The following is a 14,899-nucleotide window of genomic DNA, read 5'->3' as shown; positions in this document are numbered from 1 at the left end:
CAGCATGCGCACCGAACAACCGCAAATGATCTACCTGAAGGACTACCAGGCGCCCGAGTACCTGATCGACGAGACGCACCTGACCTTCGAGTTGTTCGAGGACCACACGCTGGTCCATGCGCAACTGGTGATGCGTCGCAACCCGGCACGTGGCGCGGGGTTGCCGGCGCTGGTGCTGGACGGTCAGCAGCTTGAGCTGCTGTCGGTCAGCCTCGACGACATCGAACTGGCGGATGATGACTATCAGTTGGGCGACAGTCATCTGATCCTGCACCCGACCGCTGAGCAGTTTGTGGTCGACACCAGCGTCAAGATCCACCCCGAGTCCAACACTGCGCTGGAAGGCCTGTACAAGTCCGGCGGGATGTTCTGCACCCAGTGCGAAGCCGAAGGCTTTCGCAAGATCACCTATTACCTCGATCGTCCCGATGTGATGAGCAAGTTCACCACCACCGTGGTGGCCGAGCAGCACCGCTATCCGATCCTGTTGTCCAATGGCAACCCGATTGCCAGCGGTCCCGACGAAGACGGTCGGCACTGGGCAACCTGGGAAGACCCGTTCATGAAACCGGCCTACCTGTTTGCGCTGGTAGCGGGGGACCTGTGGTGCGTTGAAGACAGCTTCACCACCATGAGCAATCGCGTGGTTGCACTGCGCATTTATGTCGAGCCGGAAAACATCGATAAATGCCAGCACGCCATGGTCAGCCTGAAAAAGTCCATGGCCTGGGATGAAGAAACCTACGGTCGTGAATACGATCTTGATATCTTCATGATCGTCGCCGTGAACGACTTCAACATGGGCGCGATGGAGAACAAGGGCCTCAACATCTTCAACTCCAGCGCCGTACTGGCCCGCGCCGAGACCGCGACCGATGCCGCTCACCAGCGGGTCGAGGCCATCGTGGCCCACGAGTACTTCCACAACTGGTCGGGCAACCGCGTGACCTGCCGCGACTGGTTCCAGCTGTCGCTCAAGGAAGGCTTCACGGTGTTCCGTGATTCGCAGTTCTCGGCAGACATGAACTCGCGCACGGTCAAGCGCATCCAGGACGTGGCCTATCTGCGTACCCACCAGTTCGCTGAAGACGCGGGCCCAATGGCTCACGCGGTACGCCCTGACAGCTTTATCGAAATCTCCAACTTCTACACCCTGACCGTTTACGAAAAGGGTTCTGAAGTGGTGCGCATGATCCACACCTTGCTGGGGGCCGAGGGCTTTCGCAAAGGCAGCGATCTGTACTTCGAGCGCCATGACGGCCAGGCCGTGACCTGCGATGATTTCATCAAGGCCATGGAAGATGCCAACGGCGCCGACCTGAGCCAGTTCAAACGCTGGTACAGCCAGGCAGGCACTCCGCGTCTTGCCGTCAGCGAACACTACGATGCCGCGCAGAAAACCTACAGCCTGACCTTTGCCCAAAGCTGCCCGGCCACCCCGGACAAGGTCGAAAAACTGCCGTTCGTGATTCCGGTCGAGCTGGGCCTGTTGAACGCCCAGGGCACTGAAATTGCCCTGCAACTGGCGGGCGAATCAACTGCCGTGGGCACCAGCCGCGTACTGTCGGTGACTGAGGCCGAGCAGACGTTCACGTTTGTCGGTATCAACGAAAAGCCGTTGCCATCGTTGCTGCGCGGTTTCTCGGCACCGGTGAAACTGAGTTTTGCCTACAGCCGCGACCAACTGATGTTCCTGATGCAGCACGATACCGACGGCTTCAACCGCTGGGATGCAGGCCAGCAACTGTCGGTGCACGTGCTGCAGGAATTGATTGGGCAACATCAGCGCGGTGAAGCACTGGTGATGGATTCGCGTCTGGTAGAAGCCTTGCGCAGTGTGCTGGGCAATCAGGCGCTGGATCAGGCCATGGTCGCTGAAATGCTGTCGTTGCCGGGCGAAGCCTACCTGACTGAAATCAGCGACGTGGCGGACGTTGAAGCGATCCACATCGCTCGTGAGTTCGCTCGCAAGCAACTGGCCGACAGCCTGTTCGACGGTTTGTGGGCCCGCTACAAGACTAACCGTGAAGTGTCGAAAGTCACGCCATACGTGGCTGAAGCCGAACACTTCGCCCGTCGTGCGCTGCAAAACATTGCGCTGTCTTACCTGATGCTTGCCGGTAAGCCAGAGGTGCTGGCGGCGGCTCTGGAGCAGTTCGAGCACAGCGACAACATGACCGAGCGCCTGACGGCGCTGGCGGTACTGGTCAACTCGCCTTACGAGGCTGAAAAAGCCGCGGCGCTGGCCAGCTTTGCCGAGCACTTCAAGGACAATCCACTGGTCATGGATCAGTGGTTCAGCGTTCAGGCCGGCAGCACCCTGCCGGGTGGCCTGCAGCGTGTGCGGGAGTTGATGGAACACCCGGCATTCAACCTCAAGAACCCGAACAAAGTGCGGGCTCTGGTGGGTGCGTTTGCCGGACAGAACCTGATCAACTTCCATGCCGCGGATGGCTCGGGCTATCGCTTCCTGGCGGACCTGGTGATCCAGCTCAACGGCTTCAATCCGCAGATTGCATCGCGGCAACTGGCGCCGTTGACCCGCTGGCGCAAATACGACGGCGCCCGTCAGGCGCTGATGAAAGCGGAACTGGAACGCATCCGCAATTCGGGCGAGCTGTCCAGCGACGTGTTTGAAGTGGTGAGCAAAAGCCTGGCGTAAACCTGTTCACATTTCAAATGTGGGAGCGGGCTTGCTCGCGATGGTCGTTAACGAAGACGCGTATTGGCTGAGTAAATACGGTGTTCTGGAGTCCATCGCGAGCAAGCCCGCTCCCACAGAGGCGCAAATCGCTCAAGTGAACAACCGTGGTCTTGAAAAAGGCGCTGCCCGAGTGATCGGGCAGCGCCTTTTTCATGGCGTCGACTTTTGCTCTTGCAGGGTTACCAGGCGCGATACCGGTACCCCGTTAAACACCAGCGTGTAGTTGATGGGCCCCTTCAACGCCTGGATATCGTTATCGACATAGGAATGTTCATGGTCGGTGAGCCGGGCGATGGGCTGGCCGTCGCGGTAAATCTGCACGGGCTTGCCAGTCGGGGTTTCTGTGCGCCAGGACAGGTTGACCTGGGTGCGATCGGGTTGTTGCTGCGCAGTGAGCTGTCTGACACCCAGGGGCCCGATCAGGGGCAGGCCATCCATTGTGTAACGGGTCAGGTCCGGTTTGACGCCAAGCCAGGCCAGCACGGTGGGGGTGATGTCCGCCTGGCTGGCAAAACCGTACAGGCCCTTGAAATCGGGGTTCAGGGGTTTGCCGATGGGAGCCGTCAGTTGTGCGTTGCCTTTCTTGTTCATGGCGATAAAGGTGGTTTTTTCGCTCAGGGTTTGCTCGCCGTGGTCCTTGCCTTCAGGCAAGTGCCTGCCGTGATCGGGCAACACGATCACCAGCCAGTCTTCTTCGGGATGGGCTTTCTCACGGCGTTGGAGGGCCAGGAGTATCTGCCCGACCTGGGTATCTACGGTCTGAATCGCCTGTTGATACTCGGGTGTGAAGCCGAGTCGGTGGCCGGTGATATCGGGTTCGTCGAAGTGGGCGAACAGCAGATCGGGCTGGCCGTTTTCCAGTTCATGACTGACGTTGTCGACGACGCACGGATCAACCCCCGAGCACTTGAAGGCCAGGTCGATGTAGCCCTGGGCAATATCCTCGGCGAAGTTTTCGTGGATCACGTTCCAGCTCACGATGCTGGCCGTCTTGCGGTCAGGGAAGGCCAGCTTGAGCTGTTTGAACAGGCTGGGCGCCTGATTGCGCAGGGCCTCGTCATTGGCGTTGACCTGATGGCGGTCAACCCAACTGCCGGTAAGGATGGTTGTCCAGCCCGGGCCACTGACCGTGGGCTGCTGGGTGGAGGTACCCAGTACCCCGCCGGTGTAACTTTTGTACAGGTGCAAGCGGGCAGTGGTGGGAGCCTTGCCCTGTTGAATGGCCTGTTGCAGCTTTTCGTACTGCATGCCATCCACGCCGATGAGCAAGGCCTTGTGGGTTTTGAGGGTGTCGGCAGCAGGGGCTGCCAGTGCCGTGAATGTGAGGCTCAGACAGACCGTAATCAGGGCACACCTTAGTAACATCATGCTCACCTCCGTGACGTGGATGGTCATCGCTTACATCAGCTTAGTCCTTCTGGTGAGCTGGCTTGCCTGCGATACAGACGCTGCGGTCTGGCAGGCAGGCTGGGTTGATGCCATCGCGAGCAAGCCCGCTCCCACAAAACAAACACAGTTTTGTGCAGGTTTAGAACTTCCAGCTGACCGATGCCGTGACGTTTCGCGGTGCGCCAAAGTTACTCTGGCCGTAACGAACGCTTTGCAGGTATTTCTCGTTGGTCAGGTTGTCCAGGTTGAGCTGGGTGCTCCAGTGCGGATCAATGTCGTAGCTGGTCATCAAGCCCACCAGCGCATAAGCGGCCTGGTTGGCGGCAGGGGCGTCGTCGTTCTCGATTTTGCTCTGCCATTTGAGGCTGCCGCCGACCTTGACCTTCGGCGCCATCGGCAATCTGTAGGTCATGGAGGAGGTCAGGGCATTGCGCGGGATAAATTTACGCCCGCGCTGGTTGTCGGCATCGGTGATGTAGACATAGGTATAGCCGCCGCTGATTTGCAGACCCGGGGCCAGTTCCCCCGAAGCTTCAAGCTCCAGGCCGCTGCTTTTGTACGACATGCCGTCATACAAGTAGCCGCCCAGTGCAGAGTCAAAGCCAGCATAAGTGGCGACGTTGTCCTGTTTGGTGTGGAACACCGCAGCCGAAACGTCCAGTCGCTTGTCCAGCAAATGCCCCTTGATTCCAGCCTCGTAGCTTTTGCCTTCCAGGGGTTCCAGTACCTGGCCCTGGGTGTTGAGGTAGTACTGCGGATTGAAGATCCTGGTGTAGCTGGCATACAGCGAATACTGCGGGGTGAGGTCGTAGACCAGGCCTGCGTATGGCGTGACCTTGCCATGAATCCTCACGTTGCGGCCCGATCCGTAGTTTTCGCCGTCGCTGTCGGCACTGAGCATGCGTGCCCCGGTGATCAGGTGCAGGTCGTCGGTCAGGCTGAAGCGGGCACCGGCGTAGAGGCTTTTCTGGCGGTCCGTGTAGTTGGAGGTTCCGTCGGCATTGGCGATGTTGTAGGTGGGCTTGGGGAGGCTGCCGTTGAGGGCATCTTCCAGCGACACCGGGGTGTAGTACGACGCGCTGCCGTACAGCGACGCCTCCTGGGTGCGCGAGCGTGCCACGTTGGCGCCGAAGGTCAGTTGGTGCTCGCGGCCACCCAGGCTGAAAGGGCCGCTGAACGACAGGTCGCCATCCAGCTCGCGGGTCTTGCCCTTGTATTTGGAAGCCAGGCCCGTGTAGCCAGTGGTCGAGCCATTGTCGCCATAAATGTAGAACATGTCGGTGTCTTCGCGGTGCTCCATGGCCGTCAGGGTCAGCGTTGACTTCCAGTCATTGACAAAGCGGTGCTGCCACTCGGCAAAGGCCCGGGTGGTGCGTACGTCCCAGTACACCCAGGGTTGGGCAATGTTGGAGGAGGTGCTGCTGTAGTGCACCGCATTGCCATTGCTGTCGGTGAGTGGCAACGCGCCCCAGCTGGCACCGTTGGCGTCGCTTTTCTGGTCTTCGTAACCGACGGTCAGGGTATCGTCGTCGGTCAGGTCGAAAGCCAGCATGCCACTGAAAATGTTCTTTTCCCGGGAATAGCGGTCCAGATAGGAATTGCCCACTTCGTTGGCATAGATCACACGCCCGCGCACATTGCCCGAGTCGGTCAGCGGCCCGGAAACATCCAGGTCGACCCTGCGCTTATCCCAGGAACCGGCGCTGACGCTGACCTTGGCTTGCGGCTCATACGTGGGGCGCTTGCGAATGAAGTTGACCGTGGCAGAAGGGTTGCCGGCGCCCGTCATCAGGCCGTTGGCACCGTGCAAAACGTCTACTTGCTCGTAGGGTGCGGTGTCGATATCGCCCACCAGCACGCCACCGGTAAGCCCCATGCCCATACCGTCGTACTGGAAATTGGTGATATCAAAACCGCGGGCGGTGAAGTACGTGCGGTCGGTCTCGACCTTCTGCACGTTCACCCCCGGAGTGCTCTCCAGCACATCGCGAATGCTGTTGAGCTGAAAGTCATCCAGTTGCTCACGCTTGATACTGGTAATGCCCTGGGGCGTTTGCCCGGCGGTGAGGTTCAAGCGTGTCGTCGTGGCACTCGGCTTGGCCTGATAGCCCTGTGGGGCCTCATCGCTGTCTGCCGTTGAGGTGATGCTGGTGGACGGCAGATTCAGGGTGTTTTCATCGGCCAGGGCAGTATTGCAAATACTCAAGGCGAGCAGCGTGAGGGCTGACGCGGGCAGGGTGAACAGTGGGCGCATGATCTGCGAATACTCCGGACGGGAACTGCGTAAACGAGAATTGGTTACAAAGCTTTACATTTGTATTAATGATAATCAATTCTATTTATCAATCTTTATTATTCGTATTTGTGCGCCCGCGCGGTTTACCGTTTTCGATCGCAGATCGGCTAAGGGCAGATTCTGTATTTACATGGGGTGTGTAGTGGCTGACGAGGAACGAAGGCTGCGTCCGGTTTGGTGCGCCACTGCGACGCAGCGACCGCAAAAACTGCCCCCCGGTTTTTCCTGATTCACCGCAACATCCGGGTTTACGACGGCTTCGCCGCCGAACGCAGCCTTCGTTCCTCGTCAGCGACTACAGATTGAGCCGCGCCCCCCCATAACAGCACCTTGCCCGAAACGTTTTAACGCCCACTTACAAGCCGCTGACGAGCAGTGCCCATTCCGCCCTAGAAATCCCAGCGGGTATTGAGCATCACATTGCGCGGGTCGCCGTAATACGCGGTGTTATAGAAGCCGATGTTGGTGTAGTACTCCTTGTCGAACAGGTTGTTGACGTTGAGTGTGGTGGAGAGGTGCTCGTTGACTTGATAGCGGACCATCGCATCAACCAGCCAGTAGGCATCCTGGCTAAAGTCCTGGTATTGGTCCCTGGCGCGGTTGTAGATGTTCTGCCAGCTGCGATTCTGCCAACGCGCACCGCCGCCGATGGTCAAGCGGTCCAGCGGCCCCTTGAACCTGTAGGTGGTGTACACGCTCAACTGGTCCTCGGGCTCCCAGGTGGAGATTTTTTTGTCTTCGCTGTCACGGATGACCTTGTGCGTAAAACCGGCCTGCGCTTGCCAGCCAGGCGCAAGTTCACCGGATATTTCGGCTTCAAAACCCTTGGCTTTGGCCTTGGTGCCGATCGACGCATAGAGAATCGACGGGTTGGTCGGGTCTGCGTTGTATTCGGCATCCGGTTCGGCACGGTTGCTTTCATGTACCTCGAAATAGGCCAGGCTGGTGTTCAGCCTGCCACCATAGAATTCACCCTTGATCCCCACTTCGTAGTTTTTGCCTTCATCCGGCTCGAGCACCTTGTTCTTGCGATCACGGTTGTAGGTCTGCGGCATGAAGATGTCGGTGTAGCTGGCATACGCCGTGAAATGGTCGTTCAGGTCGTAAGTGGCGCCCACATAGGGCACCAGCCGGCCAGTTTCGGTGATGTCGTAATCGCCGGTCAGCCAGTAATTGGCGACCCGTGTACCGAGCAACAGATTCAGCTCATCGGTCAGGTTGAAACGGGCGCTGATGTAGCCTGCGGTTTGTCGCGTGGTGGTGTCGTTATATTGGGTGGGTGCGCCCCAGTTCGGCTCCGTGGTCTTGCCATCGAAGTTCCAGAAATCAATCACGTTGGCACTGAGGAAGGTCGGGTTGCCGTAGTCCTTGCCTTGCCAGTGGGCGGTGGAGGCCGACGCTCCGATGACCAGTTCATGTTCGCGGCCGGCCAGGCTGAAGGGGCCGCTGAAGTAGGCGTCGGCGGCGTCGGTGCGGGTGTTGCCGGTAAATTTGTTGGCATAGATCGATGACAGTCCGGTGGCAGGGAATGGCCCGCTCATGACCGAACCCAGCGGGGCATCGTAGCTGTTGACCTGATGGGTCAACTGCGCCTTGCCGACCCAGGCGTTGGCGAAGCTGTGCTCCAGGGTGGCGAACACGCTCTGGGTGGTCTGCTCCCAGCGGCTCCAGTTGGCGCCGTTGTTGTACGAGCGCTTCACGTCGATGCGTTCGCCAGTGCGGTCGAATAACGGGCGACTGCCTGACCAGCCCGAAGCATGGGGGTCGTTGTTCTGATAGTCGAAGCCCACGGTCAGCAGGGTGTCATCGCTCAGATCGGCTTCCAGAGTGCCGAAATAGACGCCGGTCTTGCGCTCGTAACGCTCCATGAACGAGTTCTTGTCCTGATAGGCCGCCACGGCCCGGCCACGCAGGTTGCCGCTGTCGGTGAGCGGGCCGCTGACGTCGACTTGGGTGCGGTAGTTCTCCCAGCTGCCAGCCCCTGCCTCGATGCTGGCCTTGAAGTCGCGGGTCGGTTTCTTGCGGATCAGGTTGATCGTCGCACCCGGCGCGCCTGCGCCAGTCAGCAGGCCGGTTGCACCCTTGAGGATTTCCACCCGGTCATAGATGGCCATGTCGCTCAGGGTTTGCCCCGAGGAGTAGGCCGAGTTGCGCAGGGTGGGAATGCCGTCGTACTGGAAGTTCTCCACCGAGAAGCCGCGGGCATAGTAGTTGGTGCGCTCGCTGTCAAAGGTCGACACCGTGATGCCCGGGGTGTGGCGCATCACTTCGTCGATGGAGTTGAGGCCAAAATCATCCATGTGCTGACGGGTGATCACCGTGATCGACTGCGGCGTTTCCCGCGGCGTCAGCACCATGCGGGTGGCCGTTGCGATGGTGCCGGGGGTGTAGGAGCCGCTGCCTTCGGTGATGGTGCCCAACTGGTTGGACATGACCTGGGTAGCCTGCAACTCCAGTTGCCCGTTGTTCTGGGGCCCCCGTGCAATAACGCGGTAACCGTCGCCTTCTCTGACCGCTTGCAGGCCCAGAGGCTCAAGGAGTCGCTGCAAGCCTTCACCGACGTCAAAGCTGCCGCTCAGGCCGTCGCTGTGGATGCCGGTGGTCAGCGTCGAATCAACGGCGATCATCACGCCGGCTTGTTGGCCAAAGCTGCCCAGCACCGAGTCCAGACTGCCCGGTGCGATACGGTAGGCGTGCTCGCTGCCCGGTGCTGCGAATGCCCCGTGGCTGGCCGTGGCAATGGATAAACCAAATACAAGGGTGCGCAATGCACCGGCAAGGGGGGTAAGTCGGCTGTGCATAAAAACTGTCCATGTGTGAGAAGGGTAGGCATTGCGCTGTTAATCAGCGTCTTCCCTGAACTTGATGCACCAGATGGGAAAAACTGCCGCCTGTGCTGAAAATAAAAAATCTTCAGGCAGGGACGACGTTGGCCCAGTAGCCGAAAACACGCTGCACACGGATCGGCAGCACGTGGGTGAGCAGGTCGAGGCTGGCGTCCGGACGGTCGATGGAGAACGACCCCGACACCTGCAAGGCGGCCACCGCGGGGTCGCAGCGCACCACGCCAGGTCGATAGCGGTTGAGCTGGGCAATGACCTGGGACAGTGGCATGCGCTCGGCGATCAACAGGCCGTTGACCCAGGCATCGGCACCGGCCGACACCTGGCTGCAAGGTCCGGCGCCATGGCGGTCGAACGTCAATTGTTGACCGGCGCCAAGGTTGAAACGGTCACCCCGTGCCAGCTCGATCGAAGCACTGCCGGTCAGTACCTGCACCCGGGTGCCGTCGATCCCGGGCAGGTTCTGGCTGATGACCAGGCGTGAGCGGGCCGCTGGCAGCACCCGGCCATGGACCGTGCTCAGGCAGACGTTGGCCCCAGTGATCAGTACGCGGCCCAGGTTCAGCGTCAGGTCGGTACCGGTGCCCGTGGTTCGGGCATCGAGGGCGGTGTGGGTGTCCAGCGTCAGCTCGACCTGCCGGGCCAGGGAGAATTGCCTGCGCTCACCGGTGGCGGTGCGGTAGTCGCTGAACAGTTCCGGCAGCAGTATCCGTTCACGCACGCTGAAGCCCGTGGCCAGCGCCACCCCTAGACCGGCAAACCCCTTGAGCAGTGTGCGTCGCGATGTGGCATGGCGTGAGCGCAACAACGTACGCGCTCCTGCGGCGGGGAGCATGCGGGTACTGTCGCGAAAATCAGCGTTCAGCCCGGTCAACCGTTGCCAGGCCATCTCATGCTGCGCAGATTGCGTGCGCCAGTGCTGGCAGGCCTGACGTTCGGCTTCGGTGCTGACGCCCGATTGCACGATAACCATCCACTGCAAGGCCTGCTCGACCACATCATGGTCCAGGCGCTGGGCATTGCAGGGTTCAAACCGGTTCACCCGACGTAGACCGCGCTGTAACAGTGACGATAGGCCTTGAGCATGGCTTTTTGCACGACGTTGACTGTCAGGCCCATGTGCGTGGCAATTTGCGGGTAGGTCAGGCCGTCCAGCTGCGAGAGCAAGAAGATTTCCCGCACCCGGGTGCCCAGGCCATCGAGGACCTGGCCGACAGCGTCAAGGGCTTCGAGCACCAGCAGGCGTGACTCAGGGGAGGGCACATGCTCTGGCTCAAGGGCTGCCAACGACTCCATGTACGCCCGCTCCAGTGCCTGGCGGCGAAAATACTGGCCGCACAGGCGGCTGGCAATGGTGGTCAGGTACGCACGGGGCTCACGTAACACCGGTGGCGTGTCAGTGCGCAGCATCCGCAAAAAGGTGTCCTGGGCCAGATCCAGCGCCTGCTCCTGATTGCCCAGTTTGCGGCGCAGCAATTGCACCACCCAGCCGTGGTGCTGAACGTAGAGTTCACCCAGGGCACAGCGTGTGGAAGAAGGGGACGTGAGCATCGATTGCAATTCCAGAGCAGACACTGACAAGGATGGCAATGATAGCGCTTCTCATTAGCGTGTGCTCGGGAATGTTGCTGGGTGTGTCGAGTGACGAGGTTTGCGATCGTGAATCCAGGTGGCGGGTTTTACGACTGCTTCGTTGCAGTGGCGCACCAAACTGGACGCAGCCTCGTTCTACTCGTCAGCGACTACAGGCGATTACAGGCGATTACTGGCGGCTTACTTGTCGGTCAGGATCTTGGGGTTGGAGTTGCCCCACACCGTGTACAGGTCCGCCAGCAGTGCACCGTTGATGTCTTCAACTTCTGCCTGGGTGATTTCGGTTTTGCCTTGATGCCCGAACAGCACCACTTCATCGCCACTCTTCACATCCGGCGCGTCGGTGACGTCGACCATCAGGGTGTTCATCGAAACCTTGCCCACCACTGGCACACGGTGCCCGTTGATCAGCACGATGCCTTTGTTGGTGAAGGCACGACGGTAGCCGTCAGAGTAACCCACGGTGATGTTGGCCAGTTTCGAGTCGCGGCCCAGGGTGTAGGTGCGGTCGTAACCGACGGTGTTGCCCTTGGGGTAGCTGTTGACCGAGGCAACGTGGGATTTGAACTGCATCACGCGCTTGTAGTCGGTGTGGGACGGCACGGTGTCACCGAACAGCGCGCCGCCAGGGCGGACCATGTCCAGGTGCGACTCGGGCACTTCAAGGGTGGCGAACGAGTTGGCCGCGTGCAGGGTGATCTTGCTGCGATCAAGCTGGGCCGTGTCGATCAACCATTGCGCCTGCTGGTTGAAGGCCTTGAGACCGGCGCGCACGTCATCGGCATCTTCGACCGCGAAGTGGGTCATGATCGCCCGTACTTCAAGGTTCGGTACTTTGGTGATGGCGACCGCATCGCGACGGCCTTCAGCCGTGGTCATTTCCACGCCGTTGCGGCTCATGCCACTGGAGTTCAGCCCCAGGTGAACCACCAGCGGACGACCGTGCTGTTCGGCGATCAGACTGGCCTTGACGGCGAAATCGAGGTTGCCCACCAATTCTTCCATGTTGTACGGCAATGCCGCTTCCAGCTCGCTCAATGCCGCCGTGCGTACGCGAATCAGCTGGCCCTTGAAGCCGCTTTCACGTACGACGCGTGCTTCTTCATTGCTCGCGACGCCCACACACGGCACACCCATGGCGATGATCGATGGCATCAGCAGGCCGATCCCGTGACCGTAGGCATCAGCCTTGAGCACGGCGCAGATTTTCGACTTGCCGGCGAGGGTGGTTTGCAGCACGCGAATGTTGTTTTCGAACGCGGCTTTGTTGATCTCGACCCAGGCATTGCTGTCCTGTGTGTTGACCTGGGCAACGCCGTCGACCATCGACAGGGGCGGCGCAGCAAAGGCCGGGTTTTGCAGTAAAGCCATGCCCAAAGAGAGGGCAAGAAGGGTACGGGTGAAGGGCATTTTCAGAGTTTCCATACGTTTTTTTTATGGGGCGGGGAGTGATGCGCGGCCATACTAGAATCGGCCTGCAGGAATTGTCACTCCCTCGGCCGCGGATCTGTCTGAAAGTGTCGTGTCAGGCTTATCGGCGCCACGCCAGCAGCACCACGCCCACCGTAATCAGGCTGATCCCTGCCCATTGGCGGATATCGAGCTTTTCACCCAGCAGCGTCACCCCCAGCACGGCAACAATCACCACGCTGAGCTTGTCCACGGGGGCAACCAATGAGGCCTGGCCCAGTTGCAGGGCGCGGTAGTAGCAAATCCACGACGCGCCGGTGGCAAGCCCCGACAACACCAAAAACACATAGCTGCGGGCCGATATCGAGCCCAGGGACTGATATTGGCCGGTCGCATACAGGATCAACGCCAGGCTGACCAAGACCACCACGGTCCGCAGCAACGTGGCGAAGTCGGAGTTGATCCCGGTGATGCCGATCTTCCCGAAAATGGCCGTCATGGCAGCAAACACGGCCGACAGCAGCGCCCAGAATGTCCAGCTTGAATAGAACGAAGTGCCCATAAATTTACCTGAAGGGTCAGAAACGCTGGTTGTGTGTCAGTGCATGTCGGTTTTCAGCCAGACCGTAACCCATAAACCGCTGTTGTTGAGCTTATCCGAAAACGTGAGTTCAACCCTGGCGCCGATACGCCCGGCGATGGCCTTGACGATCGAAAGCCCCAGTCCCGAGCCCGTTTCGCCGGAGCCCAGGCTGCGATAAAACGGATCGAAGATGCGGGCCTGTTCGTCGAGGGCAATGCCCGGCCCGGTGTCCTTGACATACAGGTGTACGCTGCCGTGGATCAGCTCCACGCCAAGATCGACCCTGCCCCCTGGCGGGGTGTAGCGAATGGCGTTGTCCGTGAGGTTTTTGACCAGGGTAAACAGGTCCATGTCATTGATCATGAGCTGCACATCTTCGTCGCCTTCCACCCCGATATCGAGTTGCTTGCGCTGCGCCAGGGGCAACAAGTCTTCCAGCACCCGGCGAAACACGTCATGTACTGAAACCCGGGTGCGTGGGCGTTCAGCGGTAAATTGTGCGGCGGCCAGGCTCAGCAACTGGTCGATCAGTTGCCGGCTGCGCTCAATCCCTCGGGACAAGGGTTCCAGGCGCTCGCGGGCCTGCTCCGGCATCTGGGTCGCGGCCAGTCGTTCGGCCTGCAGTGACAGAGCGGTCATGGGCGAGCGCAGTTCGTGGGCGGCGTCGGCGACAAAGCGCCGCTGGCTGTCCATGGACTGCTCCACGCGGGCGAGCAGGCGATTGATAGCCACCACAAAGGGGCGGATTTCAGTGGGTAGATGCTGCTCGTCAATGGGATGCAATGCTTGCTCGGCACGCTGGTCGATTTGCGCGGCGAGGGTCGCGATGGGCCGAAACAGCTTGCGCACCAGGTCACTGACCACCAGGAGCAGCACAGGAAACAAAAACAGGAAGGGCAACACACTGCGCCAGGCACTTTCGCGGGCGTCCTTGTTGCGGGCATCGACCTCCTGGGCGACGGCAATGCGCTCGCCGTTGGCGGTGGTCCTGACCAGCACGCGAAAGGCTTCGCCGCCCACGTCTACCGTGGACAGGCCATCGGCCAGGGTGGTGGGCAATGGCAACGGCAGAGCGTCGTCGGTATTGCCCGGGGCTTTTTTACCATCGACCAGGTATTGAATGATTACCCGGGACTCTTCGTCATCCCCCGCCGGGCCCAGGCCCTGAGGGTAGTGCAGAGTCATTTGCTGGCGATCGAACAGAAGGGCGATCTGATGCAGGTTTTCGTCCTGCAACTCGTGGGCTTCGTCCAGGGCCGAGAAAAAGGCAAACACGCTGGCGATCACGGCCACCAGCACAATGGTCAGTGACAGTGCCGCCGATAGCCTGAGTTGAACCGACTCCCTCAAGCGTTTTTTGAAACCATCCATCCCATTCCCCTGACGTTCTTGATGATGTGGCTGCCCAATTTTCGGCGCACGGAGTGAATCAGGAACTCAATGGCATTACTTTCGACTTCGTTGCCCCAGCCATACAGACGATCTTCAAGTTCACTGCGCGACAGAATCGCTCCCGGACGCATCAGCAACGCTTGCAGCAGGGCGAATTCGCGGCTGGAAAGGGCGACGCCGTCTTGACTCTCGGTAGTGGCCAGTTTGGAGACCGGATCCAGGGACACCACACCGTTACTGAGCAGGGGCAGGGCGCTGCCATCCTTGCGCCGCAGAACCGCACGCATGCGCGCCAACAGTTCAGCCATGTCGAAGGGTTTGAGCAGGTAGTCGTCGGCTCCGCCGTCCAGGCCGCGCAGCCGGTCGTCGAGGCTGTCCCGGGCGGTGAGGATCAGCAAGGGCACCGGGTTGTTGCGGGCACGAATGCTGGCCAGGACTTCAAAGCCATCCTTGCCGGGCAGGCCGAGATCAAGCAGCACCATGTCGTAGCGTTGGGTTTCCAGTGCGCTCAGGGCTTTGAGGCCGTTTTTCACCCAGTCCGCTGCATAACTGGCGTCCGTGAGTGCGCCCTGGATCGCATCGCCAATCATGGGATCATCTTCGACCAGCAATATGCGCATGTGCCGCTCCGGAAAATAAAACAGGCGCTCCGGTTTTCACCATCGCGCCTGTATTGAAGCACCTGTGCC

The 14,899-nt window shown here is 60.0% G+C and carries 10 protein-coding genes; 1 reads left to right on the top strand and 9 read right to left on the bottom strand.

Annotated features, from left to right (window positions below; genetic code table 11):
• The first annotated feature begins 4 nt into the window (after nucleotides 1-4).
• The gene (gene pepN, locus V6P94_RS17095) at nucleotides 5-2,662 is read left to right on the top strand and encodes an aminopeptidase N (protein WP_133079239.1); all 2,658 of its coding nucleotides are present in this window, start codon (nucleotides 5-7) and stop codon (nucleotides 2,660-2,662) included.
• 192 nt (nucleotides 2,663-2,854) lie between these two features.
• Here pepN and V6P94_RS17090 read toward each other — a convergent pair whose 3' ends face one another.
• The 9 genes from V6P94_RS17090 to V6P94_RS17050 all read right to left on the bottom strand — a co-directional run bounded on the left by V6P94_RS17090 (nucleotide 2,855) and on the right by V6P94_RS17050 (nucleotide 14,830).
• On the bottom strand, nucleotides 2,855-4,072 hold the full coding sequence (locus tag V6P94_RS17090; protein WP_133079240.1) for an alkaline phosphatase family protein: 1,218 nt from the start codon (nucleotides 4,070-4,072) through the stop codon (nucleotides 2,855-2,857).
• A gap of 160 nt (nucleotides 4,073-4,232) precedes the next feature.
• Nucleotides 4,233-6,347 carry a TonB-dependent siderophore receptor gene (locus tag V6P94_RS17085; protein WP_133079241.1) on the bottom strand — a complete coding sequence of 705 codons (2,115 nt, stop codon included), beginning with the start codon at nucleotides 6,345-6,347 and terminating at the stop codon, nucleotides 4,233-4,235.
• A 431-nt stretch (nucleotides 6,348-6,778) separates the two neighbouring features.
• Nucleotides 6,779-9,190 carry a TonB-dependent siderophore receptor gene (locus tag V6P94_RS17080; protein WP_133079242.1) on the bottom strand — a complete coding sequence of 804 codons (2,412 nt, stop codon included), beginning with the start codon at nucleotides 9,188-9,190 and terminating at the stop codon, nucleotides 6,779-6,781.
• A 112-nt stretch (nucleotides 9,191-9,302) separates the two neighbouring features.
• Nucleotides 9,303-10,274 carry a DUF4880 domain-containing protein gene (locus tag V6P94_RS17075; protein ID WP_133079243.1) on the bottom strand — a complete coding sequence of 324 codons (972 nt, stop codon included), beginning with the start codon at nucleotides 10,272-10,274 and terminating at the stop codon, nucleotides 9,303-9,305.
• Nucleotides 10,271-10,783: a sigma-70 family RNA polymerase sigma factor gene (locus tag V6P94_RS17070; protein ID WP_133079244.1), complete on the bottom strand. Its 513-nt coding sequence runs from the start codon at nucleotides 10,781-10,783 to the stop codon at nucleotides 10,271-10,273. The genes V6P94_RS17075 and V6P94_RS17070 overlap by 4 nt, the downstream gene beginning before the upstream one ends.
• A 222-nt stretch (nucleotides 10,784-11,005) precedes the next feature.
• Nucleotides 11,006-12,235 carry an alanine racemase gene (gene alr, locus V6P94_RS17065; RefSeq protein WP_133079245.1) on the bottom strand — a complete coding sequence of 410 codons (1,230 nt, stop codon included), beginning with the start codon at nucleotides 12,233-12,235 and terminating at the stop codon, nucleotides 11,006-11,008.
• A gap of 121 nt (nucleotides 12,236-12,356) precedes the next feature.
• On the bottom strand, nucleotides 12,357-12,797 hold the full coding sequence (locus V6P94_RS17060; protein WP_133079246.1) for an EamA family transporter: 441 nt from the start codon (nucleotides 12,795-12,797) through the stop codon (nucleotides 12,357-12,359).
• Between the two features lie 36 nt (nucleotides 12,798-12,833).
• Nucleotides 12,834-14,189 (bottom strand): ATP-binding protein, encoded by a 1,356-nt coding sequence (locus tag V6P94_RS17055; protein ID WP_338647838.1) that lies wholly within the window; start codon nucleotides 14,187-14,189, stop codon nucleotides 12,834-12,836.
• The gene (locus V6P94_RS17050) at nucleotides 14,165-14,830 is read right to left on the bottom strand and encodes a response regulator (protein ID WP_133079248.1); all 666 of its coding nucleotides are present in this window, start codon (nucleotides 14,828-14,830) and stop codon (nucleotides 14,165-14,167) included. The genes V6P94_RS17055 and V6P94_RS17050 overlap by 25 nt, the downstream gene beginning before the upstream one ends.
• Nucleotides 14,831-14,899: the final 69 nt, after the last annotated feature.

Origin of the sequence: Pseudomonas sp. ML2-2023-3, from assembly GCF_037055275.1 — a bacterium.
Taxonomy (GTDB): domain Bacteria; phylum Pseudomonadota; class Gammaproteobacteria; order Pseudomonadales; family Pseudomonadaceae; genus Aquipseudomonas.
This window is presented reverse-complemented; position numbering and strand designations above follow the sequence as displayed.

What these genes read in the sequence shown, in the direction of transcription:
- V6P94_RS17055 (WP_338647838.1), bottom strand. Translation starts at nt 14,189, where the DNA reads ATGGATGGTTTCAAAAAACGCTTGAGGGAGTCGGTTCAACTCAGGCTA.
- pepN (WP_133079239.1), top strand. Translation starts at nt 5, where the DNA reads ATGCGCACCGAACAACCGCAAATGATCTACCTGAAGGACTACCAGGCG.
- V6P94_RS17080 (WP_133079242.1), bottom strand. Translation starts at nt 9,190, where the DNA reads ATGCACAGCCGACTTACCCCCCTTGCCGGTGCATTGCGCACCCTTGTA.
- V6P94_RS17070 (WP_133079244.1), bottom strand. Translation starts at nt 10,783, where the DNA reads ATGCTCACGTCCCCTTCTTCCACACGCTGTGCCCTGGGTGAACTCTAC.
- V6P94_RS17050 (WP_133079248.1), bottom strand. Translation starts at nt 14,830, where the DNA reads ATGCGCATATTGCTGGTCGAAGATGATCCCATGATTGGCGATGCGATC.
- V6P94_RS17090 (WP_133079240.1), bottom strand. Translation starts at nt 4,072, where the DNA reads ATGATGTTACTAAGGTGTGCCCTGATTACGGTCTGTCTGAGCCTCACA.
- V6P94_RS17060 (WP_133079246.1), bottom strand. Translation starts at nt 12,797, where the DNA reads ATGGGCACTTCGTTCTATTCAAGCTGGACATTCTGGGCGCTGCTGTCG.
- alr (WP_133079245.1), bottom strand. Translation starts at nt 12,235, where the DNA reads ATGCCCTTCACCCGTACCCTTCTTGCCCTCTCTTTGGGCATGGCTTTA.
- V6P94_RS17085 (WP_133079241.1), bottom strand. Translation starts at nt 6,347, where the DNA reads ATGCGCCCACTGTTCACCCTGCCCGCGTCAGCCCTCACGCTGCTCGCC.